At 55.3% G+C, this 20,541-nt stretch carries 20 protein-coding genes and 3 tRNA genes; 12 read left to right on the forward strand and 11 right to left on the reverse strand.

What is annotated here, in order from left to right; genetic code table 11:
* Window positions 1-8 precede the first annotated feature (8 nt).
* From yjjG to OK412_RS15095, 3 genes are read right to left on the reverse strand one after another with little or no spacing between them, the layout of a single operon-like run.
* A complete protein-coding gene (gene yjjG / locus OK412_RS15085) occupies window positions 9-689 on the reverse strand; it encodes a pyrimidine 5'-nucleotidase (RefSeq protein WP_050680029.1) in 681 nt (226 codons plus the stop codon).
* An 18-nt stretch (window positions 690-707) separates the two neighbouring features.
* Window positions 708-1,148: a ribosomal protein S18-alanine N-acetyltransferase gene (gene rimI / locus OK412_RS15090; protein WP_010253603.1), complete on the reverse strand. Its 441-nt coding sequence runs from the start codon at window positions 1,146-1,148 to the stop codon at window positions 708-710.
* The gene (locus tag OK412_RS15095; protein WP_022625367.1) at window positions 1,120-1,530 is read right to left on the reverse strand and encodes a DNA polymerase III subunit psi; all 411 of its coding nucleotides are present in this window, start codon (window positions 1,528-1,530) and stop codon (window positions 1,120-1,122) included. The genes rimI and OK412_RS15095 overlap by 29 nt, the downstream gene beginning before the upstream one ends.
* A 106-nt stretch (window positions 1,531-1,636) precedes the next feature.
* Between OK412_RS15095 and rsmC the strand changes: the two genes are divergently transcribed.
* From rsmC to OK412_RS15115, 4 genes are all read left to right on the forward strand, one after another.
* A complete protein-coding gene (gene rsmC, locus OK412_RS15100; RefSeq protein WP_010253598.1) occupies window positions 1,637-2,668 on the forward strand; it encodes a 16S rRNA (guanine(1207)-N(2))-methyltransferase RsmC in 1,032 nt (343 codons plus the stop codon).
* 151 nt (window positions 2,669-2,819) lie between these two features.
* Window positions 2,820-2,906, forward strand: a tRNA-Leu gene (locus OK412_RS15105).
* A 30-nt stretch (window positions 2,907-2,936) separates the two neighbouring features.
* Window positions 2,937-3,023: transfer RNA gene (locus tag OK412_RS15110), tRNA-Leu, on the forward strand.
* Window positions 3,024-3,051: 28 nt separating this feature from the next.
* Window positions 3,052-3,138, forward strand: a tRNA-Leu gene (locus OK412_RS15115).
* A 143-nt stretch (window positions 3,139-3,281) separates the two neighbouring features.
* On the opposite strand, the gene OK412_RS15120 is transcribed toward OK412_RS15115, so the two are convergent.
* Window positions 3,282-3,566, reverse strand: a complete 285-nt coding sequence (locus tag OK412_RS15120; protein ID WP_010251467.1) for a DUF1435 domain-containing protein — start codon at window positions 3,564-3,566, stop codon at window positions 3,282-3,284.
* A gap of 231 nt (window positions 3,567-3,797) precedes the next feature.
* Here OK412_RS15120 and OK412_RS15125 point away from each other — a divergent pair, with 231 nt between their 5' ends.
* The 3 genes from OK412_RS15125 to OK412_RS15135 all read left to right on the forward strand — a co-directional run bounded on the left by OK412_RS15125 (window position 3,798) and on the right by OK412_RS15135 (window position 6,442).
* Window positions 3,798-4,895 carry a diguanylate cyclase gene (locus OK412_RS15125; protein WP_010671715.1) on the forward strand — a complete coding sequence of 366 codons (1,098 nt, stop codon included), beginning with the start codon at window positions 3,798-3,800 and terminating at the stop codon, window positions 4,893-4,895.
* A 193-nt stretch (window positions 4,896-5,088) separates the two neighbouring features.
* Window positions 5,089-5,883, forward strand: a complete 795-nt coding sequence (fhuF, locus tag OK412_RS15130; protein ID WP_129062775.1) for a siderophore-iron reductase FhuF — start codon at window positions 5,089-5,091, stop codon at window positions 5,881-5,883.
* A gap of 94 nt (window positions 5,884-5,977) precedes the next feature.
* A complete protein-coding gene (locus tag OK412_RS15135) occupies window positions 5,978-6,442 on the forward strand; it encodes a YbaK/EbsC family protein (protein ID WP_010251476.1) in 465 nt (154 codons plus the stop codon).
* A 155-nt stretch (window positions 6,443-6,597) separates the two neighbouring features.
* Here the strand turns inward: OK412_RS15135 and OK412_RS15140 are convergent, their stop codons facing one another.
* The 3 genes from OK412_RS15140 to OK412_RS15150 all read right to left on the reverse strand — a co-directional run bounded on the left by OK412_RS15140 (window position 6,598) and on the right by OK412_RS15150 (window position 10,093).
* Entirely contained in the window at window positions 6,598-7,584 is a 987-nt protein-coding gene (locus OK412_RS15140) for a nucleoside hydrolase (RefSeq protein ID WP_010251479.1), read from the reverse strand.
* A gap of 11 nt (window positions 7,585-7,595) precedes the next feature.
* Window positions 7,596-8,618 carry a LacI family DNA-binding transcriptional regulator gene (locus OK412_RS15145; RefSeq protein WP_029519642.1) on the reverse strand — a complete coding sequence of 341 codons (1,023 nt, stop codon included), beginning with the start codon at window positions 8,616-8,618 and terminating at the stop codon, window positions 7,596-7,598.
* Between the two features lie 86 nt (window positions 8,619-8,704).
* A complete protein-coding gene (locus tag OK412_RS15150) occupies window positions 8,705-10,093 on the reverse strand; it encodes an MFS transporter (RefSeq protein ID WP_264353301.1) in 1,389 nt (462 codons plus the stop codon).
* A 580-nt stretch (window positions 10,094-10,673) separates the two neighbouring features.
* Here OK412_RS15150 and OK412_RS15155 point away from each other — a divergent pair.
* A complete protein-coding gene (locus OK412_RS15155) occupies window positions 10,674-11,228 on the forward strand; it encodes a histidine phosphatase family protein (RefSeq protein WP_052271132.1) in 555 nt (184 codons plus the stop codon).
* Here OK412_RS15155 and OK412_RS15160 read toward each other — a convergent pair.
* Window positions 11,210-12,175 carry a hypothetical protein gene (locus OK412_RS15160; RefSeq protein WP_033759801.1) on the reverse strand — a complete coding sequence of 322 codons (966 nt, stop codon included), beginning with the start codon at window positions 12,173-12,175 and terminating at the stop codon, window positions 11,210-11,212. The two genes, OK412_RS15155 and OK412_RS15160, sit on opposite strands and share 19 nt — an antisense overlap.
* 504 nt (window positions 12,176-12,679) lie before the next feature.
* On the opposite strand from OK412_RS15160, the gene OK412_RS15165 reads away from it, so the two are divergent.
* Entirely contained in the window at window positions 12,680-13,693 is a 1,014-nt protein-coding gene (locus OK412_RS15165) for a glycosyltransferase family 32 protein (RefSeq protein WP_264353302.1), read from the forward strand.
* On the opposite strand, the gene OK412_RS15170 is transcribed toward OK412_RS15165, so the two are convergent.
* Window positions 13,670-14,587, reverse strand: coding sequence for a LysR family transcriptional regulator (locus OK412_RS15170; protein WP_033787426.1), 918 nt, complete (start codon window positions 14,585-14,587; stop codon window positions 13,670-13,672). The genes OK412_RS15165 and OK412_RS15170 overlap by 24 nt on opposite strands.
* A gap of 102 nt (window positions 14,588-14,689) precedes the next feature.
* Here OK412_RS15170 and OK412_RS15175 point away from each other — a divergent pair, with 102 nt between their 5' ends.
* The 3 genes from OK412_RS15175 to OK412_RS15185 all read left to right on the forward strand — a co-directional run bounded on the left by OK412_RS15175 (window position 14,690) and on the right by OK412_RS15185 (window position 18,440).
* On the forward strand, window positions 14,690-15,079 hold the full coding sequence (locus tag OK412_RS15175) for a tautomerase family protein (RefSeq protein WP_010251498.1): 390 nt from the start codon (window positions 14,690-14,692) through the stop codon (window positions 15,077-15,079).
* A 221-nt stretch (window positions 15,080-15,300) separates the two neighbouring features.
* The gene (opgB, locus tag OK412_RS15180) at window positions 15,301-17,592 is read left to right on the forward strand and encodes a phosphatidylglycerol--membrane-oligosaccharide glycerophosphotransferase (RefSeq protein WP_264353303.1); all 2,292 of its coding nucleotides are present in this window, start codon (window positions 15,301-15,303) and stop codon (window positions 17,590-17,592) included.
* A gap of 218 nt (window positions 17,593-17,810) precedes the next feature.
* Window positions 17,811-18,440 carry a hypothetical protein gene (locus OK412_RS15185; RefSeq protein ID WP_264353304.1) on the forward strand — a complete coding sequence of 210 codons (630 nt, stop codon included), beginning with the start codon at window positions 17,811-17,813 and terminating at the stop codon, window positions 18,438-18,440.
* Window positions 18,441-18,456: 16 nt separating this feature from the next.
* Here the strand turns inward: OK412_RS15185 and OK412_RS15190 are convergent, their stop codons facing one another.
* Complete coding sequence (locus tag OK412_RS15190; protein WP_264353305.1) at window positions 18,457-19,170, reverse strand: GNAT family N-acetyltransferase; 714 nt, start codon at window positions 19,168-19,170, stop codon at window positions 18,457-18,459.
* Between the two features lie 149 nt (window positions 19,171-19,319).
* Entirely contained in the window at window positions 19,320-20,405 is a 1,086-nt protein-coding gene (locus OK412_RS15195) for a LacI family DNA-binding transcriptional regulator (RefSeq protein ID WP_050680040.1), read from the reverse strand.
* Window positions 20,406-20,541: the final 136 nt, after the last annotated feature.

Consider the following 20,541-nt stretch of genomic DNA (forward strand, 5'->3'; position numbering starts at 1 on the left):
GTCTTGCGTTAGCCGATGAGCAGCGCTTCCAGCTGGCCCAGTGATTTGACCTGCCAGGTGGGCTTAATATGTTCCGGCAATGGCCGGGTGCCATGATCGAGCCAGCAGGTTTTAATACCGGCATTCATGCCGCCCAGAATGTCTGACTCTGGCGTATCACCCACCATCAGCACCCGCTCACGATCCGGGTTGCCCATCAGATTCAGTGCGTAATCAAAAATCTCTGGCGCCGGTTTTGGCTGACCGACCTGCTCGGAGATTACCAGCGCCGAGAAGTAATCACGGAAACCGGTGCGCTCCAGACGCGTCTGCTGCAGCGCAGTAAAACCGTTGGTGATGATGCCCATTTTCACCCGGCCATGCAGCTGGTTCATCAGGCTGACCGCGCCCGGCAGCGGCGTGCAGATCTCTCCCATTGCGCTGAGGAAGCCGCTGTTGAGGATCTCCGGCGCAACGCTGAGCTTTTCGCTCCAGTGATTGAAACGCTGAGTCTGCAGCTGTAACGCGGAGATAGCACCGTTCTGATAATCGACCCACAGCGGCTTGTTTATCGCCTGATAATCGCTGTAATCCTGGTCGGTGAACTGCACGTCATAACCGGCGAACAGGCGCTGCAAACCGGCATAGGCGTCGAAATGAAAAAGGGTATCGTCGGCATCAAACAGGATGCAATCCCAGTTATCAATCATTAAAGCTCCTTAACACCGCTACGGCGTCAGTGCCATGAGAATGGCATCTTCACGGCCGCTGGCGGTGGGATAATAGTTGGGGCGACGACTGACCTGATTGAATCCAAGCTGCTCATAGAGCGCGATGGCGGGCAGGTTCGAGGCCCGCACTTCCAGCCACAGCGTCAGCACGTCGCGTTTGATCAACTCATCGATCAGATGCTGCAACAGCTGGCGGCCCAATCCCCGGCGCTGAAAAGCGGGATCGACCGCGATGTTAAACAGCGAGGCTTCGTCCAGTACCACCTGCGTAATCGCAAAGGCGGCCATTTTGCCGTCAACGTCGAGACGTAAATTGATAAAGCGCTCGCCCTGATTGCTGGCAAACGTCTTTTCACTCCAGGGAAACGCGTGACTACGACACTCAATGGCGAAGGCCTGCGCCAGATCGTCAGGGGTGAGTAAAGAGATGGCTGTCATGGTTACACATCTGTTGCCAGAGCGCGCGTTTGGCGACGCCGCTGCTGATCAGTTCATTGAAAGAGGCGCTGGTTAATGCCACGCCATTGAAAGTCTGTTCGCTCTCTACGCCGAGCAGCCAGCCCGCGCAGTTCAGCGTCTCCGGCAGCATTTGCAGCTGATCCGGTGTCACGGTCATTACCTGAGCGGGTTGCAGATTGAGGGCATGCAGCACATCGCGCATCAGCGGTTCATGCAAACCGGGGGGCGCGTCAGCGACAATAATTAACTGCGTGTCCGGTGCCAGCGTGACGGCAATTTCGCCCTGAAGCACGCGCGGGCGGCGCAGTTGGTACTGCGTAATTCCCATTTGCTGTAAAAGCCAGTCGCGCCTGGACGTCATGGTGTTACCTGTTCTGCTGCCTGAATGCGACGCTATGCTAGCAAACCCATCGAACATGCGCCAACAAACCACTATAATCCCCGCTCAGATCTTACAGGAGCCCTACATGTCTGCTTTTACCCCGGCCAGCGAAGTCATTCTGCGCCACAGTGATGAATTTACCGCCCGCCATGTTTTATTTGCTGGCGATCTGCAGGATGACCTGCCCGCTCAGCTGGAAACCGCCTCATCGCGCGTTCACACCCAGCAATATCATCACTGGCAAAACCTGAGCCGCCGTATGGGCGAACAGGCGCGTTACGGAATGGTTGCTCAGGCCGAAGATGTGCAGGGCTGCGATACCCTGGTCTACTTCTGGACCAAGAATAAGCCGGAAGTGCAGTTCCAGCTGCAGAACCTGCTGTCGCTGCTGCCGGTGGGCTGCGACGTATTCGTGGTCGGTGAAAACCGCAGCGGCGTGCGCAGCGCCGAAGGCATGATGGAGTCGTGGGTGAAACTGGAGAAGATCGACAGCGCGCGTCGCTGTGGTCTCTACCACGGTCGCCTCGACAAGCAGCCTGAATTCGATGCCAGCACCTTTGGTCACCAGTATCAGCTCGATGGTCTGACGATTCATACCCTGCCTGGCGTCTTCAGCCGTGACGGTCTGGATAGCGGCAGCGCCCTGCTGCTGTCGACCTTTACCCCGCACACCAAAGGTAAAGTGCTGGATATGGGCTGTGGCGCGGGCGTGATTGCCGCCTCGCTGCCTGCCCGTTCGCCTAAAGTGCGTCTGTGGCTGTGTGACGTTCATGCAGCGGCGATTGAAGCGAGTAAAGCGACGCTGGCCGCCAATGGCATCGAGGGCGAAGTCTTCGCCAGCAACGTCTTCTCTGACGTAACCGGTCGTTTCGACATGATTATCTCTAATCCGCCCTTCCATGAAGGCACTCAGACCAGCCTCGACGCCGCACAGGCGCTCATTCGTGGTGCGGTGAAGCACCTGAATACCGGCGGCGAACTGCGTATCGTTGCCAACACCTTCCTGCCCTATCCGCAGGCGCTGGATGAAGCCTTCGGCAGTCACGAAGTCATCGCGCAAACCGGCCGCTTTAAAGTTTACCGTGCCGTCTATGGTCGCGGTGCCAAAACGCGCTAAGGGTTTTTCCTGCCGTTAACTGCTTTGCCGGGCTGAAAACGTTGTTTTTTACAGCGATCGTTTCAGCCCGACGAAATAGTTGTTGACGCAAAGAGTAAAATCTCTAGAATGCGCCTCCGTGGTTGTAACATTCTCAAGGTGTTACGGGTATGCGAAGGTGGCGGAATTGGTAGACGCGCTAGCTTCAGGTGTTAGTGTCCTAACGGACGTGAGGGTTCAAGTCCCTCTCTTCGCACCAAAATCACAAGTTTCATATCGCGAGCACTGCGCGAAGGTGGCGGAATTGGTAGACGCGCTAGCTTCAGGTGTTAGTGTCTTAACGGACGTGAGGGTTCAAGTCCCTCTCTTCGCACCATTGCGGTGATATGAACAGACAACTCGATGCGAAGGTGGCGGAATTGGTAGACGCGCTAGCTTCAGGTGTTAGTGTCTTAACGGACGTGAGGGTTCAAGTCCCTCTCTTCGCACCAACGTTGTCATCTTCAGGCTTTTCCCGCTCATCTCTTCTGTTCCCCCGTAGTTTCGTTTTACCCCCTGCTCGTTTTACCTTTTCCAGTTGTTCTGTTTTCCGGTCGCTTTACCCAGTTCGCCGGTTTTAACCACTCCGCTTATGTTAATTCAGATGAAAATTCACAGAGACAGCCGCCAGTCCGCCCGCTAACGCCAGACAGGATGGCAACAGCAGATAGTGACGCAGCCGCTGGTTAAACAGCATCACGACTGTCAGCAGCAGCGCAACCGTCATCACCATCCGCCACTGGCTGAAGCTCGGTTCCCATAAGGCGAACAGCGGCAGCGCAATGCACGGCAGCAACACGCCCCACGCACTATCCAGCTTTTTACCCAGCGCCCAACTGACTCCCCACAGGCCGCAGGCCGCGATAATCGCTATCCCCATGACACCAACCTCAAATGATAAGCATTCCCATTATCATATGACAGTTTTGCCTGCTCTGCAGCCTGTTTTTGTCACGCCCGGCAACGAAGATGACAGACCAGTTGGAAAATGCTAGATTGCGGCCGATAACACCTTTAATAACAGCAACAGCAATAATTTGCTCATTGTCTGGCAGAACCTGGTTTTGCCGGCGTGCGCTTTGGTATTTCAGGGTCGTCACGAGTACTTATAATGAAATTACAATCTTATGAAGAACTGAAACAGAGTAAATACCGGCTTTCAGTGATGCTTTTCCTGTTTCTGAATATCGCCGTTTCGCTATTTCATCTGCTGCCAATAATGAGCAGTGAGCAAAGTGAGACGACCCTGCCGGTAATGAGTGTCGCGGCCTTTAGCGGCATTATGTTAATTTCCCTTTTAATATGGCCTAAAGTAAAACTTCCCCTGTTAAATCCTGTGGCGCTGCTGCTGGGAATGCTCTGGGCCTGGCATATTAATTATCGCTTTCATCAGGTGTTCTATTTTGATGGTGGCTTTCTTATTATCAGTTTGATCAGTGTGTTATTTATCAGTGCCATCGCCCTGAGCGATTATCTGGGGGCTTTTTGTCTGCATGTCACGCCACCGGTGCTCACCGTTTTGCTGCTCGACAATGCGCAGCACCTGCCGCTGATCCTGCTGACCATTACGCTGCCGCTGATTGGTTTCTCACTACAGCATCTGATGCGCCGCCGTGCCGACAACTTTACTCTGCGCCTGATGCATCAGCTCTACGAAGAGAAAGAGACATTCAGCGACCTCAGCATGCTCGACCCGCTGACCGGGCTTTATAACCGTCGTGGTCTTAAGAACCGGCTGGATAATATTCTGGAAAACCATGCTGGCAGCCACTATGTGCTGCTGCTGGATATCGATCACTTTAAGTCCTATAACGACAATTACGGGCATGCGATGGGCGATCAGGCTCTGGCGCGGGTCTCTGTCGCAATTCGTGATGCGGTGCGTTCACGCGATGTTGTCACCCGCTATGGCGGCGAAGAGTTTCTGGTATTGATGACCAATGTGAACAGTTCCATCGCCATGAAACTGGCAGAGCGAATCCGTCAGTACGTGCTGGATTTAGAAATTCCTCATCTTTTCAATGAAACCGTTTCAACCCACGTCACCATCAGTGCCGGCATCGCGCCTATTTATGATAATGAATTTGACCTGGCGGTCGCCAATGCTGACAGCGCATTATATGTGGCTAAAAATCAGGGCCGGAATACCATTCTCGCCTGGGAAGATTTACCCCGAAAACAGCATCACGCCGCCAGTGAACATGCCTAATTAAACGTAACGCCATCGGTAATCACTGAAGCTTCGGCGCGATATGCCCGGCTCTCTGCTGCTCTGCCCGATCGGATAACTGACCTCAACCCCGCCGTTTTCCCACCCGCAACGACGATTTTTTACACGACTTGTAGAGTTAATCAATAACGATTATCATTTGCTTTCTTATCTACACTTTTCGCGAGTCGTCATGGCAACCGTTTCAGCTCAGGAACAGCGTTTTAACGCTCAGTCGATGATCTTCCGGCAGAATGACCGTCCACTGGCGGAAAGTCTGCATGAGCGGCTGAAACAACAGCGCAGCTATCTGCTTGAATCGACGAAGCTCAGCCAGCCTGCTCCGCGCGACACGCTGACCCTCGCCGCCTGGTCACAATCAGAAGCCTTTACCCCAATTATTCAGCGCTACAGCGATTACCTCTATCGCGATCATCCTGATGCGGTTCGTGAAGCGAAACCGGTGCTGTCACTCTGGGCGCAATGGTATTTTGGCCTGCTGCTGCCAACACTGATCATGGCGCTGTTGCAGGAGTCGCGTGCGCTGGACTGCTCGCCAGAGCATATCCGCGTCGGTTTTCATGAAAATGGTCATCCGGCCACTTTCTGGATCGATGTGCAGGAGGATGAAGAAGCGCGCTACCTTAACCCTCAGCAGCGTATCGATCGGCTGATTCAGCAGCATCTGATCCCGGTGGTCAATGGTATTACGCAGCATGGTGATATCAACGCCCGACTCATCTGGAACAATATGGGCTACTCATTCCAGTGGTTCCTGGGTGAACTGAAAAGCCAGATCGATGAGTCGCTGGTGCTGCAACTGGAGCAGGCGCTGTTCTTCAACCAGCGGCTGCTGGATGGCAGCGAAAACCCGCTCTACCGCACCATGATCCCGCGCAACGGCGAACTGGTCCGTCGCAGCTGCTGCCAGCGTTATCGCATTCCCGATGTCGAACAATGCGGCAACTGCACCCTGAGCGGCAGCTAAACAGACTTAATTACGCTGAATTCTCCGTTTATCTCGTTTACAGGCACTGAGGCTTGTGGCAATTTTTACGCCTTCGATCAGCCTGGAGATAAAGATGAGCCTGGAGTCCGTGCGCCAGTTCTTCGCCGAACACGCCCCTGAAATTGAAATTATTGAACTGGCCGAAAGCACTGCGACGGTCGGGATGGCTGCCCGCGCCCATGGCGTGACGCCAGGAGAGATTGCCAAAACCCTGTCACTGAAAGTGAAAAACGACGTGGTGCTGATTGTGACACGAGGCGATGCCCGGCTGGATAATCGCAAGCTGAAAGCGGCGCTGGGGGCGAAAGCGCGAATGCTGAGCGTGGACGAGGTGATTAACTGGACCGGCCATCCGGTGGGCGGCGTCTGTCCTTTCGGTCTTGAGAATCCGCTGACCGTTTACTGTGATGTTTCACTACGCAGTTTCGAGGAAGTCCTGCCCGCCGCCGGCGCTATCCACAGCGCCGTCCGAATTACCCCACAGCTGATGGCTGAACTGACTAACGCCCGCTGGATCGACGTGTGCGAAGCAATGTAATGCCGGGTATCAGCTCACACAAGCCCTGCACCTTCTGCCCGCGTCCTGATGCCGCTGACAAACTGACAGATACCGTCAGCGTTTGATGGCCACAGCGCCCTTCTGGAAACCGATCCGCCGCCGCCAGCACGCGGGCGAGTTAATCGCCCACGATATCAGGATTTCAGGCGCTTAAATGCCTGTTCAATAATCGACAACAGCAGCGTGTTATCGACACGATGCAGCACATGTACCGATGCGCCGCACTGCTCAGGCACGCCGACAGTGAGCCGAAGGGGCTGACGATAACGCCAGCTTTTGCCGCGCGTCGCACCGGGACGCAGTTCGATATCCACCCGGTAATCGATGCCTGAAGCGACCCGCTGATTCAGCAACCAGGCGACCACCAGCGCATCGTGGATCCAGCATCCCGCCAGCTGCCGGGTCGCCATCGAATAGTCGATCCACGGACGCAGCGTATCGCGCACAAATTCGGTCAGTGGATGATCGACGGCGGTCAGGCGGGTCAAATCCTGCTGGGTCAGCAGTGTCTGCGTGGTGACATCCATCGGAACCAGCGTTACTGCTGCACCACTGTGCAACACCTGATGGGCCGCTTCCGGATCCAGTCCAAAATTGGTGTCTTTGATATAATCATCCAGCGTAAACACACCGCCCATGATGACAATTTCCGCCACAGCGTCGGCCATGGCGGGATAGCGCTGCATTGCCAGCGCCACATTCGTCAGCGGGCCAATCGCCACCAGGGTAATCTCGCCCGGATTGTCGCAAATCAGTTTGCCGATAGCGTCAGCAGCATCAAACGCATCCGCCGCGATATCCGCTGGCTGGCGCACGCCCTGCCACATCTTACCCAGCGCAAGCTGATTGACCCGGTTATCCAGCGTCTCGCGCCACGGCGCAGGATCTTCCTGTAGCGCCTGCGTCGCCCCCTGGATTACCGGGATAGATAATCCCAGCCGGACGATCAGATCTTTGGCGACGCGCGCGCCAACTTCACATGGCGTGTTACCGGCCACGGTGGTGATCAATTCCAGCGACAGTGCAGGTGAAGCTAAGGCCAGCGCAATCGCCAGCCCATCATCGGTGTTGGCACCCGCGATACCGTTGCCGGGATCGCAGTCAATAATAATTCTTTTCATATTTTTATAGGCTAACTCTGGCTTTGCGGCTCACAGCCGCAGGATTCACCGATTTCAAGGTAGTGTGGAAACTCCTTTAATTGCGCTTCGCTCTGTCCCTCTTTCAGCATATGAATCGCAGAGCGAGCCATCTCACGCAGTGGCTGGCGCACGGTCGTTAATGTCGGGACGTGAAACGAGGAGTGATTGGTACCGTTAAAACAGACCAGCGCCACATCCTGTGGCACACGGATCTGATGTTCGGAAAAGGCGCGAAGCGCGCCAATCGCCTGACCTTCGTTGCTGGTAAACAGTGCACGAGGCACACGACCCCGGGCGATCATGGTTTGTGCCGCAGCGTATCCGCCCTGTGGGGTGTAGCTGGCGGGAAACATCAGCGATTCATCAATCGGCAGCCCGCGATCCTGCATGGCATCACGCCAGCCCTGAATACGATCCTGCGCGTTAAGCATATCCACCGGGCCGCTGATTATGCCGACCTGCTGATAACCATGACTCAACAGATGTGCCGTCACCTGCCAGGCGGCCTGACGCTCATTGACCCGCAGCATGTTAACGCCCGGCTGAGGCTCAACCCGCTCCAGCATGACCAGTGGCGTACCGCTGGCTTTAATCAGGTCAATGTAAGGATGGCGATCGACGCTGTTGTAAAAGAGTCCATCGACCTGCCGATTCAGCAGTCCCTGAATTAACTCCAGTTCGCGCTTGCGGTCATCACCTGCATCACCCAGCAGCATGACGTGGCCGTGATTCATCGACTCCTGCAACAACACGTGCGCCATTGAGGCCACAAAAGGATTGCCGATGTTGGGCACCACCAGTCCGAAGGTTTTGGTGTTGCCGGATGCCAGTGCGCGTGCTGCCGCATTTGGCCGATAACCGGTGGCTTTAATCGCCTCCAGTACCCGCTGACGGGTCGCCTCGGCAACCGGGCGAGGCCCGTTATTGATGACATAACTGACAACTGCCACTGAGGTGCCTGCCGCTTTCGCAACTTCACTGCGGGTCACTTTTCCCGTTAACGACTTAGGCACATCACGTTCCTCCATAAAAAAACAGGCCGCTTTACACGGCCTGCTGCTTTTCGCGCTATCCTGGCAGATGGCATCCTCAGGCAAAGCTAGATGGCATCTTCAGGCAGATTGAGATCCCGCCCTCGCGTTTCAGGCGCGACAAAGGTGGTAAAGAACCCAATTGCGGCCATCGCCGAGAAATAAACCGCAATCGGCCACCAGTGACCGGTATAAGAAAGCATAGCAGCGGCAATAAGTGGTGCGGTTCCGCCGGACAAAATGGAACCCAGTTCTTTAGCCACTGCCATTTTGGTGTAGCGATGATGAACGCCGAACATCTCCACGCCCCATGCCGCCTGCACACCAAAAATACCCAGCGACGCCAGCGCCATACCGACCACGATAACCGGGATCACCAGCATCGGTTCACGCGTGTCGAGCAGCGTAAAGGCGGGCCAGGCGTAGAACATCAGTAACAGACAGAACACGCGATAAACCACCCGCCGACCAAAGCGGTCAGAGAGCCAGCCCGCTAAAGGAATGATCAGGAAACCCAGCAACGACGCGAGGAACACCGCAGTGGTTGGTACGGACTTGTCGACCATCAGCACCTTCGCGACGTAACCGACGATGAAGCCCTGCGCCAGATAGGAGGGGCCATTTTCGCCGATACGCAGGCCAACCATGGTCCAGAAGGCACGGGTATGCTGGAAGAAAGGCCGCTGATCCACCACCGGAGCGGCCAGCACGCCTGCGCGTTCCGCTTCCATCTCCGCTTTTCTGCGCTCAAACACCGGCGTTTCGCGCAGATGACGTCGAATCCACAAGGCAACCAGCGCAATCAGCGCACTGCTGAGGAACGGAATACGCCAGCCCCACTCCAGCAGGCTTTGCTGATCCATTTGTACCACCAGCAACCAGACCAGCGAAGCCAGCAGTGTGCCGCTGTTAGAACCCAGTGCGATCACGGAGGAGATCAGTCCGCGACGCTCTGTCGGCGCATATTCGCCCAGCATCACCGTGCCGCCCGATAACTCCGCGCCAGCGCCGAAACCCTGCGTAAAGCGCAGCAGAACCAGACAGGCAGGAGCCCAGACGCCAATAGAGGCATAGCTCGGGATTAGGCCGATCAACGTCGTGGAAGCGCCCATCAGAATGATGGTGGAGATCATCACCACCTTTCGGCCTTTGCGGTCACCGAGCCAGCCGAAAAAGAGTGCGCCGATAGGCCGGGCAACAAAGCCGACTGACCAGGTAGCAAAGCTGGAGAGCAGTGCCATTGCAGGGGTTGATTCCGGAAAGAAGACGTCGCCGAAGATAATACCGGCCGCCAGGCCATAGAGCGCGAAATCCGCGTACTCCATTGCCGTTCCGAGCCAGCATGAGAAAGTGGCGCGCCAGAAATCTTTGCGGCCTGAAGGGGTGTTAAACCGCTCATCGGCGGCTGAAGTGGATGACAGTGATGCCTGCTGATTAACGGAGTTGTGTGCCGTCATAACCCTATCCCTGAATGAGTATGCAGATCGATAAACGCCCGTCCATGGGTCGATTCCCTGATAAAAGCGGAAATTCCCCGGTGACGACGTTCAGTTGACTAACCATGATGAAAGGTTAAAGGATTCCCTGGTGTTGGAATCTTGTTCTTCGCCCCATTTCGCCGGTGTATTTTTCACCGGTCGCTTAAACTGAGCGAATGTAACTTAACAATCGATGGGCCTACTGTGCATCGGGCACCGTGAGCAATCACTGGGGACCTAGTGTATCTACGCGCGTAGATAAATCAATAGATCCTGATGAAAATTATTAGTAAAACTTCACTATCACATCCCGTCATCACGCATTTTTAGCGCAAATTCAGCCAGTTACCCGCAACACATCGCCTGAAAAAAATCACCATCGACTATAAGTTACCATTTTCTCTTATGATTAAGCGTTATAAGACTGACTAAAATCCTTTCATCGGGCTCTGTTGTCGCACACGCCTGTGACCATGAGATGACACGTGTATTTATTCTGAAAAATCGCTGTAAGCGCAGACAATACGTTACTCTGACAAAAAGTCCGGGCAGAGGTGTTATGACCATTATTCTGATGCGACATGGTAAACCCGATCATCAGGCGGCAGGTCGCCAGAGCGTGCAGGCGCTGGCAGACTGGTGCGAAGCCTACGATCAGTCACAGGTCAGTGACGGGCCGCCGCCGCGCAGTATTGAGATTGCACGTCAGGCCGCGGTGATTGTCTGTAGTCCCCTGCCCCGCGCACAATCCTCCCTGAGCCAGCTCGGTCTGCAGCCCCATGAGGTTGATGCCGTGTTCAGCGAAGTCGCCGTGCCACTGCTGCGAACCGGCGCGGTGCAGTTGCCTACCCTGTGCTGGCTGGCCCTGTTGCGACTATTGTGGTTCTGCGGGTATGCGGGTGAAGCGGAGTCGCTGCAACATGCGCGCAGCCGCGCCTCCGCGGCGGCAGAGAAGCTGATCGATCACTCACGGCATGGCACGGTGCTGCTGCTGGGCCACGGCATCATGAATAAGATGATTGCGCGCGAATTACGTAAACGCGGCTGGCAGGCGGAGAAGCACGCCAGCAGCCGCCACTGGAGTTCCGCGATCTATCATCGTCCGTTTATCTGACCGATTGGAAAATAACCCAGCACCTCACAGCCCGTTCCGACACGCGGCGTGGCAATCACTTTACGCTGCGCCAGATCGATCACGCTCAGCGTGCCATCATCCTGATTGGCAATCAGCAGCTGTTGCCTGTCTGGCGTAAAACAGCCGTCCATCGGCATGTTACCTACCCGGATGTCGCCCAGCGGATTCAGCAGATCGTCAAACAGCGTCACCAGCGGTTCCTGATCCCCTATCGCCACCAGTTGCTCGCCATCGGCGCTGAAGCGTACCACCTGACAGGGCCGTTCATGACCCGGCAGCGTCAGGCGCTGGCGAATGCGGTGGCTTTGCCGATCAATCACATAGAGCAACGGTGCATCAGCGGCGCTGGCGACCAGATAGGGGTGTTTCGGAGAGGCAGCGATGCCCGCAATCGGCCCGGGCAGCAGGATGGTGTCGATGACCCGCCCCTCTGCTTCACAGAGATCCACCACGGTGATGGTCGCATCCTCTTCGTTATCGGTGAACAGCTTGCGGCCGCTGGGTGACAGCGTCAGGCGATGCGCGTTGTGAGAAGGAACTGGAATGATTTTTTCCACTTTGTCGCTCTGCGGATCGATCACCGCCACTGCGGCACTCTGCTCACAGCAGAGATAGACTTTGCCATCGCGGCCCAGCTGCCCGCTGTGGGGTGCCCGCAGCGGCGACAGATCGATAAAGCCGCTGATCTCCCGACGCTGTAAATCGATAATCGCCACTTTGTGACCCGGATGCGGGTTATTACCATGAACGCCGTCGCCAAAAATGGGTACATAGGCTTTACCCCAGGGGGCCAGCATCAGGAGTTCATGCGGCCGCGGTGGAAAAGCGTTCAGTTCCCGCTCGACCGCGAAGGTTTCCGGATTAAGAAACAGGACGCGATTACCCTGCTTATCAACCGCCAGTAACCCGTAAGATTCACTCTGCATGCGCGCTCCTTTCTCAGTAATTTCTTCTTAAGCGTAGACAATCCTCTTCAGACTGTCTGATTCCGCGGATTGATGAGCCGGGCTTACACCACCAGTTAAGTACAATAGCCACTGTTCCTGTGGCCCAGGCCGCAGGATAACGCGCAGGTTAAGAATAATATTCAGATATTCCTTAACTGCGTTTATTCCCGCATTTAAATAAATGATTAACAGTGACGACATTATTATTTTCATAACGTGACCGGATTATTTCCGTATTATCCTAAAGTCAAAAAAAGACATAGCTAATGTGTAAATAATGTTTTATTAAAAAGGTGCAGTGCAATTAAACAGCCGTGAGGAAACTATCGCGCGCTCCAGCATTGCGTCGCCACCAGGGAAAACTATTCATTAATTCCCGCACTCATCGGGATTGCAGCCAATATGTCATTCCGGCCGTTCCCGCCGCTGGCGGAACGGGCAGAGCCTGCACTATGACGGGAAAATAAAAATAACAGGTGTACCATGACTTCACATCGCCAACGTCCAGCGCATAAAATCTGGCGTAACTGGAAAAGAATATCGTTCAGTAGCCAGATGTTATGGAATAGAAAACAGCAGAAACTCTGTCGGGCACCGGAATATGATCCGGGTCAGGAAGATAATGTCGTATTGATCGCACAGCAGAAAGATCTGCCGAAGATTCCAAAAATCGTCTGGATGGTCTGGCATAACGATCACCTGCCTGCCTCGATGGCGCTGAATATCAGTAAAATCCGGCGGGACAACCCCGACCACCAGGTTTATCTGATTACGCAGCGCACCCTGTCGCAGTGGCTGCCCGATCTTAACTTTATCTCTTCCGATCTGACGCTGGCACATAAAAGTGAAATCATCCGGCTTGAGCTGATTCACCGTTATGGCGGCATCGGCATTGATTGCAGCACATTGCTGTTTGAGAATCTCGCCTGGGTGCATCGCGTTCACGAAGCGCGGTCAATGGATCTCATTGGTTACTATGGCGAGCAATCAACGCTGAACCTGCTTGCGCCGATCACCGAGAGCTGGTTTCTTGCTGCCGCCCCGCAAAATCCGTTTATCCGCGAATGGCTGAAACAGCTGGCACCGGTTAAAAACGTCGGTATCCGCAACTATTTCCATGAGCTGAAGAAGCGTGATGATTTTCCGCTGATTGTGCAGAATATGGAGAATCCGTCTCGTCAGCTCCTGTCGCTGGCGCAGCAGGTTGCGATGCGGGAATACCGGCGGGCGAATCTCTATCTGCGTAAAAGTGAAGCCAGCGCCTGGTTCTATCAGCGCCTGCATGCCGACAGCAGCAGCGCCTTTGCGCAGTCAGTGATGTTTCAGCAGCGGCCACAGACGCCGCCACCCATTATAAAATTAACCGGCAACGAGCGGCTGCATCTCGACTTTAATCTGCGGCTTGGTTTATATAACCGCAGCAGCCTGATTGGCGAGATGATGCACACCACGCCACCTGCGCTGGCATTGCCATCAACGGTCAAAGCGCGCGCGTAGCCAGTGCGTAAACGTGGTGACCGCGCGGGGCACCTGCGCCGCCCAGGGTCGTACGATCCACAGGCGGGCGGCAAAGGCCTCAACCGGCTGCCACGCAGGCAACACCTGCTGCAATGACCCTGCTGCCAGCGCCTCCCGGGCGCTGAAATCGGGCAGCATAGCGATCCCTAACCCCTGCAGGGCCGCATCGCGTATCGACTCGCTGTTGTTAGTGGCAAAGCTGCCCTGAATCCGTATCTGGACCTGTTCGCTATCCGCGGAGGTGGTAAATCGCCAGCGCGGTGATTCGACGCCGCGTGGATAGTAAAGGCAGTTATGCTGCGCCAGATCCTGCGGCGACTGCGGTATCCCCTGTTCGTTGAGATAGGCGGGTGATGCCACCAGTAATGTCCGTGTGTCACAGAGCGGCAGTGCCACGTGGGTTTCCGGCAGGGTGTCGCTGTGTCGAATGGCCAGATCAAATCCCTCGCTGCTCAGCGACACAATGCGGTCAGTCACATCCAGCTGCAGACGCACCTGCGGATAATCACGCAGAAACTCACCGATAATCGGCACCAGTTGCTGACGGGCAAACGCCACCGGTGCGGTAATGCGCACCAGGCCACGCACCGGCCCGGCGGTGTCCCGCACGCTGAAAAAACTCTGTTCAATGCGGGCAAAAGGCTCGCGTAGCTCCTCCACCAGCTTCTCACCGGCAGAGGTCAGCCGCACGCTGCGCGTAGTGCGTTGTACCAGCAACACACCGGCCATCTCCTCCAGCTCTTTAATTTTCTGACTCATCGCCGCCTTGCTGACGTCGAGCCGCTCTGCCGCGCGGGTAAAACTGCCCTGCTCTGCCAGTACGGTCAGCCAATGCAGATGATCCCACAGCGTATCCGTTTTCATCTCTTTCATCGTGATTGTTCACTATAGTGAATAATCATTTCAGGCTACGCGCTTTTTCCCGCCGGATAAAGGGGTCACCATAGGGTTCTTAATCACCGGGAGGAATCCGCTATGCCACTGCTGCAATTTGATGTTATCCAGGGTCGTTCAGAATCAGAGCTACGTACACTGCTGGATGCGGCACACCGCGCCGTGCTCACGGCCTTTAAGGTACCGGAACGCGATCGTTACCAGATTGTTCAGGAAAACAAGCGCTATCAGATGGTGTTTCAGGATACCGGACTGGGGTTCAGCCGGAGCGATAATCTGGTGATGGTGCGGGTCTATACCAGCCCACGCAGCAGTGAACAGAAACAGCTGTTCATGGCCGAGCTGGCGCGTGAGCTGCGTGAACATTGTGGTGTGCAGGGCAACGATTTAATGATCAGCTTTATCACAAACGACAAAGGTGACTGGAGTTTTGCCGACGGCGAAGCACAATATCTCACCGGCAAACTCTGAAAATCGCCCTGACTTCTGCTCTGCTGACGGTGCGCGCCAGCCACCGTCACGCCTGATAACCTCACTTCTGAAATGACAATAAACCAATCTGCTCTTCACCGCACAAATCGGGCCGGATATGTTGCAGCCGGATTACAGCCAATATAGATTGTCGAAAAACCATCCCCCGAAGGTGGCCGGTTGCGTGAAGCCTCGCGTAGCCCTGAAGAGAGGATTTGCCGTTGTCCGAATTGGTGTCCGTCGCGTTGTTTCTGGCCGCTATTGCAATCTATTCCTGTAAAGCCGGGCGTAACAAATTCTGGTTTATTGTCGTTCTTATTCTGCTGGTGCTTTTCGTTGTGCTGAACGCCACCCTCTATGCCAGCAACTATTTTACCGGTGACGGCATCAACGATGCGGTGCTCTATACCCTGACCAATAGCCTGACCGGCGCGGGCGTCAGTAAATATGTGGTGCCGGCGATTGGGCTGATCATCGTGCTGTTTCTGCTGTTCTGCCTGCTGTCGTGGATTCTGCGGCGGCGTAAGCGTCCGCATCACATGGGCTGGTCGCTGCTGGCCGCCGCCTGTGCACTCGGCTCGGTGCAGACTACCCCGGCCTTTCGCCAGGTCGCGACCCTGATTGTGTCGCATACCCAACTGGCAGATTCTGACTTCGACAACTTCTATAAAGTGCCGCGTAATCGCATTGAACAGCCGCACCTCAACGTGGTTTACATCTATGGTGAAAGCTTAGAGCGCACCTATTTTGACCCTATCGCCTTTCCCGGCTTAGCGCCGGAGCTGAGCCGGCAGAAAGAGCAGAGCATCGACTTCAGCGAAACCGAACAGCTGCCAGGTACCGATTACACCATTGCAGGTATGGTCGCCTCACAGTGTGGCATTCCGCTGTTTGCCCCGTTTGATGGCAATGCGTCAGCATCGCTCTCCAGCTTCTATCCTCAGAACGTCTGTCTGGGCGACATCCTGAAAAACTCTGGCTACGAGAACTGGTTTATTCAGGGTGCCGATCTGCGTTTCGCCGGGAAAGATGTCTTCCTGAAATCACACGGTTTTGATCCCGCTAACCTTTATGGTTCGCAGGAGCTGAAAAGCCGCATCGCCGATCCCACCTACCGTAATAACTGGGGTTATTACGACGATACGGTAATGGATGAGGTGTTTGAGAAGTATCAGGAACTCTCTCAGGCCGGTAAACCTTTTGCGCTGTTTACGCTGACCGTCGACACCCATCATCCTGACGGATTTATCTCACGCAGTTGCGATCGCAGGAGCTACAGCATTGAGGGCAAACCGAATCAGTCATTCAGTGCGGTCGCCTGCTCGCAGGAGCATGTGGCGCGCCTGATTGCGCGCATTAAAGCGTCGCCGTGGTTCAAAAACACCGTGATTGTGGTGAGCTCGGATCATCTGGCGATGAACAACACTGCGCATCCGTGGCTGGTCAAACAGCCCCGTCGCAATCTTTTCATGGTGATCCGTGGTGACAAGCCGCAGGCGGAATTGATGGAGGCGAAGCGCAGCACGCTGGATAACGGCGCCACGCTGCTCGATATTCTCGGCGGCGATAACGCGATTGGCCTGGGCCGCAGCAGCCTCTCATCGCTTTCACTCTCCACCCAGTTCGACGATATGAAGAGTAAGGTGGCGAGCTGGAAGCCCGACATTATCCAGCTGTGGAACTTCCCGAAGAAGATAGACAACTTCACGGTGGATCAGGCGAAGAATATCTTCAGCTTCTCAGGGACCACCTTCAAATTGCCGATTCTGTTCCGCATCAGTGATAAGCATGTCGAGCCGATGCCGGAGGGGGAATATTCGGCACCGCTGCGCTATCAGCTGGCGGATTTCGACTCAGCCGATAAATTCCTCTGGGTGGATCGCTGTTTTAAAATGGCGCGACTCTGGCAGCCTTCGCTGGCACTCTCCGGCGATCTCTGTGTGGCGATGGGACAGCTCGGCGGCACGCCGTCGGTGACGCATGTCGACAAACCGCAGTGGAAAGGCAAAGTCCGTTTCCCCGAGGGCGCTATCAGCGATGCGCGTTACCAGCAGAACCTCGCGCAGATCCGTATTGAAGATAACAACATTCGCTACAGCGCCGATAGCTTCCGGCTCGACGTGCCTGGCGCGCCGGAGAGTGTTAAAAGCTTCAGCGGCATCTCACGGCCAGAGAGCTGGGGACGCTGGTCTAACGCTAATCTCGCGCCCGAGGTTCATATCGACTATATCGATGCGCTGCCCGCGAAGTTCGATCTGGTGATCACCGCGCGTGCGTATGGCCCCAATGCGCACCGGGCGATTCCGGTTCGGGTGGGCGATCAGCAGCAACTGCTGTCACTGAGTGAAGAGATATCGACCCATACCCTGCATTTTGATAACCCAGGCGCCAGCCATCGTCTGGTAATTGCACCACCTGAACCACAGCTGAGTAACACCGGCAATATCACCGGTCAGGATCCGCGCAAACTGGGCATCGGCATGGTTGAAATTAAAATCGTGCCACAGCCCTGACGCCCGCTTTTCTCTTTCCGACTCTGCGGATTTCCGCAGAGTCGCCTCGTCCTGCCATCAGCTAAATGTTGCGAGACAGCCCGCACTCTGTTGCACGTTACTTGTTGTACTAATTGATATTTTTCGGCGAGGCGCGCAAAATATAACCGGCTTAGTGGCGATACGTCTTTTGCCTGTCATGATGCCGTTATCGCTGAAGTGCACAGGGAGGTGTCGTGATGACAAGCACAATGATGAGTACCCACAAAGCCTTTAAAGCGCTGCAACAGGCAGGGATCGACGATCAGCAAGCGGAGGCGATGGTGGAGGTGTTTACTGATATGCAGCAGAGGCAGCCAGGCGGACAGGTTGGAAAGCAACTCGGTCAGATTCAGACCAAAGCCAACCATATAGACATTCGGCTCGGCCAGCTTCAGGCAAAAGCCGACCAGACAGACGATCGGGTCAGTCACCTTACGACCAAAGTCGACCTGATGGATGATCGACTCGGCCAGCTTTCAATAAAAGTTGATCAAATAGACAACCGGCTCGGCCAGCTTACAACCAAAGTCGATCAGATAGATGGGCAGCTTGGTCAGTTCACAACAAAAGTACATCAGATAGACGAGCGGCTTGGCCATGTTGAAAGAAAAACGGACAAACTGGCCATCCGTTTTAATCAGTTAGAAGCCAAGGTGGATAAGCTGGATGTCGCTCTCAGTGAAATGAATTTCCGATTAACTTCGGCTGTGGACAGCCTCAGAAATGACGTTGTTACTCTGACCACCGATATGCGCTGGATCAAACGGTTATCTATTCTCATGACCACCACCCTGCTGGCGGCGGTCCTGAAAGATATTGTAATATGATCCCGTTATCACCCGGTCAGAGTCTGTCGCGCAGCGCCTCCAGCTTTTCGCGCTGCTGACCGTCGGCGGTAAAGTTCTCCTCCGCCAGCCAGCGCTTCAGGCCCTTTTTCACCTGCGGCCATTCGCTATCGATAAGCGAGAACCAGCTGGTGTCACGTGAACGCCCTTTGTAGATGATTGCCTGACGGAAATCGCCTTCATAACGAAAACCGAGACGTGCCGCTGCCTTACGGGAAGGGGCATTACAGCTATCGCATTTCCATTCATAGCGGCGATAACCCAGCGTCTCAAAGGCGTAACGCATCAGCAGGAAATGCGCCTCCGTTGCCATGCGGGTCTGTTTCAGCCGGGCCGAAAACATGACATGCCCGACTTCCATCACGCCATGTTCCGGCTGGATGCGCATTAACGACAGGCTGCCTACTGCCTGGTCGGTGGCGAGCTCGATCACGGCAAAATGCAGCGGATCACGACTCATTTCAAGCTGTGCGGCATACGCCTGCCATGCCGGACGTTCGGTAAAGGGACCGGCAGGCAGGTAAGTCCAGTCACGCCCATCTTCAGCCAGCGCCCATGCCTCAAACAATGCCTCAGCATGACGCGCCACACTGAACGGCTCCAGCCGACAAACTTCGCCAGTAAAAACCTGATGCTGGGGCAGAGGTCGGGGCTGCCAGTCTGGCATTGGCTCACCGACCGGCTGTCCGAACTGATTGGTATGTTGTGGCATGTTGTCTCCTGGCTGCAGATTATCTCTGCAGATTGCCACGATCATAATTGATTAAAAAGGACCAAAACTGGCGAAAATGATAGAACCATTGCCTGCGAACGCATCAGCCAGGCGATATACCGGTTACCGGGCTGGCCGGGTTAACCGCATCATTCCGCACTAATGAGGCTGGCCGGTGCGGCAATGGACTGGCGAATCATCAGACGGGCATCAAAGCGCGGCATCGGTCCGACGGCTTCGCCGCGTATCTCCGCGATCAGGCGTCGTGCCGCTTCACGGCCCATCTCATACACCGGTTGCGCTACCACCGTCAGCGGTGGCGTGACAATCTCACTCCACGGAAAATTGTCATACATCACGAATGAGAGATCAGCAGGGATTCGCAGTCCGCGCTGCGTCACTTCGCGCAGCAGCCACATCGCCACCACGCTGTCAGAAGCCACCAGCGCAGTGGGCGGCTGCGGACGCTGCCACAGCTCGGCCACGATACGGGCAATCTCCGCTTCGTCCAGCGCATTCACTTTCACCATCGTCGGATCAAATTCCACGCCCGCGGCAGCAAATGCCTGCATCATGCCGCCCACGCGCTGGGCGACCGGCGTCAGGCCAAAATCCCCTGGCGTGCTGTAGTCGGTTGCCAGTGCCATGCTGGTGATATAGGCGATGTGGCGATGGCCCGCTTCCAGTAACTGCGAGGTTGCTTCTGCAGCCACTTCGGTAAATTCGCAGCAGATCGCCTCCACATCAAGGTCAGTGACTGCGCGATCAAATAATTTCAGCGCTCTGCCCTCTTCCAGTACCTGAGTCAGGTGACTGTTGTGATGGTGTTCTGAACAGCAGGGCGCAACGATGATGCCGTCGACCCGCTTTTCCAGCATCACCCGCACCGCATCCTGCTCAGCCTGCAACTTCTCATCGCTGTTACTGAGCAGCAGATGGTAACCGGCAGTGCGCGCCACATCCGCCATGCCGCGCAGCGCAAGACCGAAATGGGGATTCTCAATGTCGCCGACAATCACACCGATGGTATTAGAACGACCGGTGTTCATACTGCGGGCCAGGGCATTCAGACGATAGCCCAGCGCGGAGGCCGCGCTGTTGACCCGCTCCTGCACCTCATCACTGACCGCCCCATAGCCACCTAGCGCACGCGCCGCCTGGGCTTTGGATACTTTTGCTGCGCGCGCCACATCCGCTACGGTGGGCGCTTTAGATTGTCGTTTCTGGCTGGTCATAATTATTTTGAATCACAGGTTGATGACAGGAATATTGACGCCGAAAAAAGGCTGTGCTTAAACTCATTGTAACCCCTTGAGACCGGTCTCACAACATCAGTGTCTTAAGGTGCCACCTGTGTTGAGACCGGTCTCA

This window comes from Pantoea sp. JV6, from assembly GCF_025910055.1.
Lineage (GTDB): Bacteria > Pseudomonadota > Gammaproteobacteria > Enterobacterales > Enterobacteriaceae > Pantoea > Pantoea agglomerans.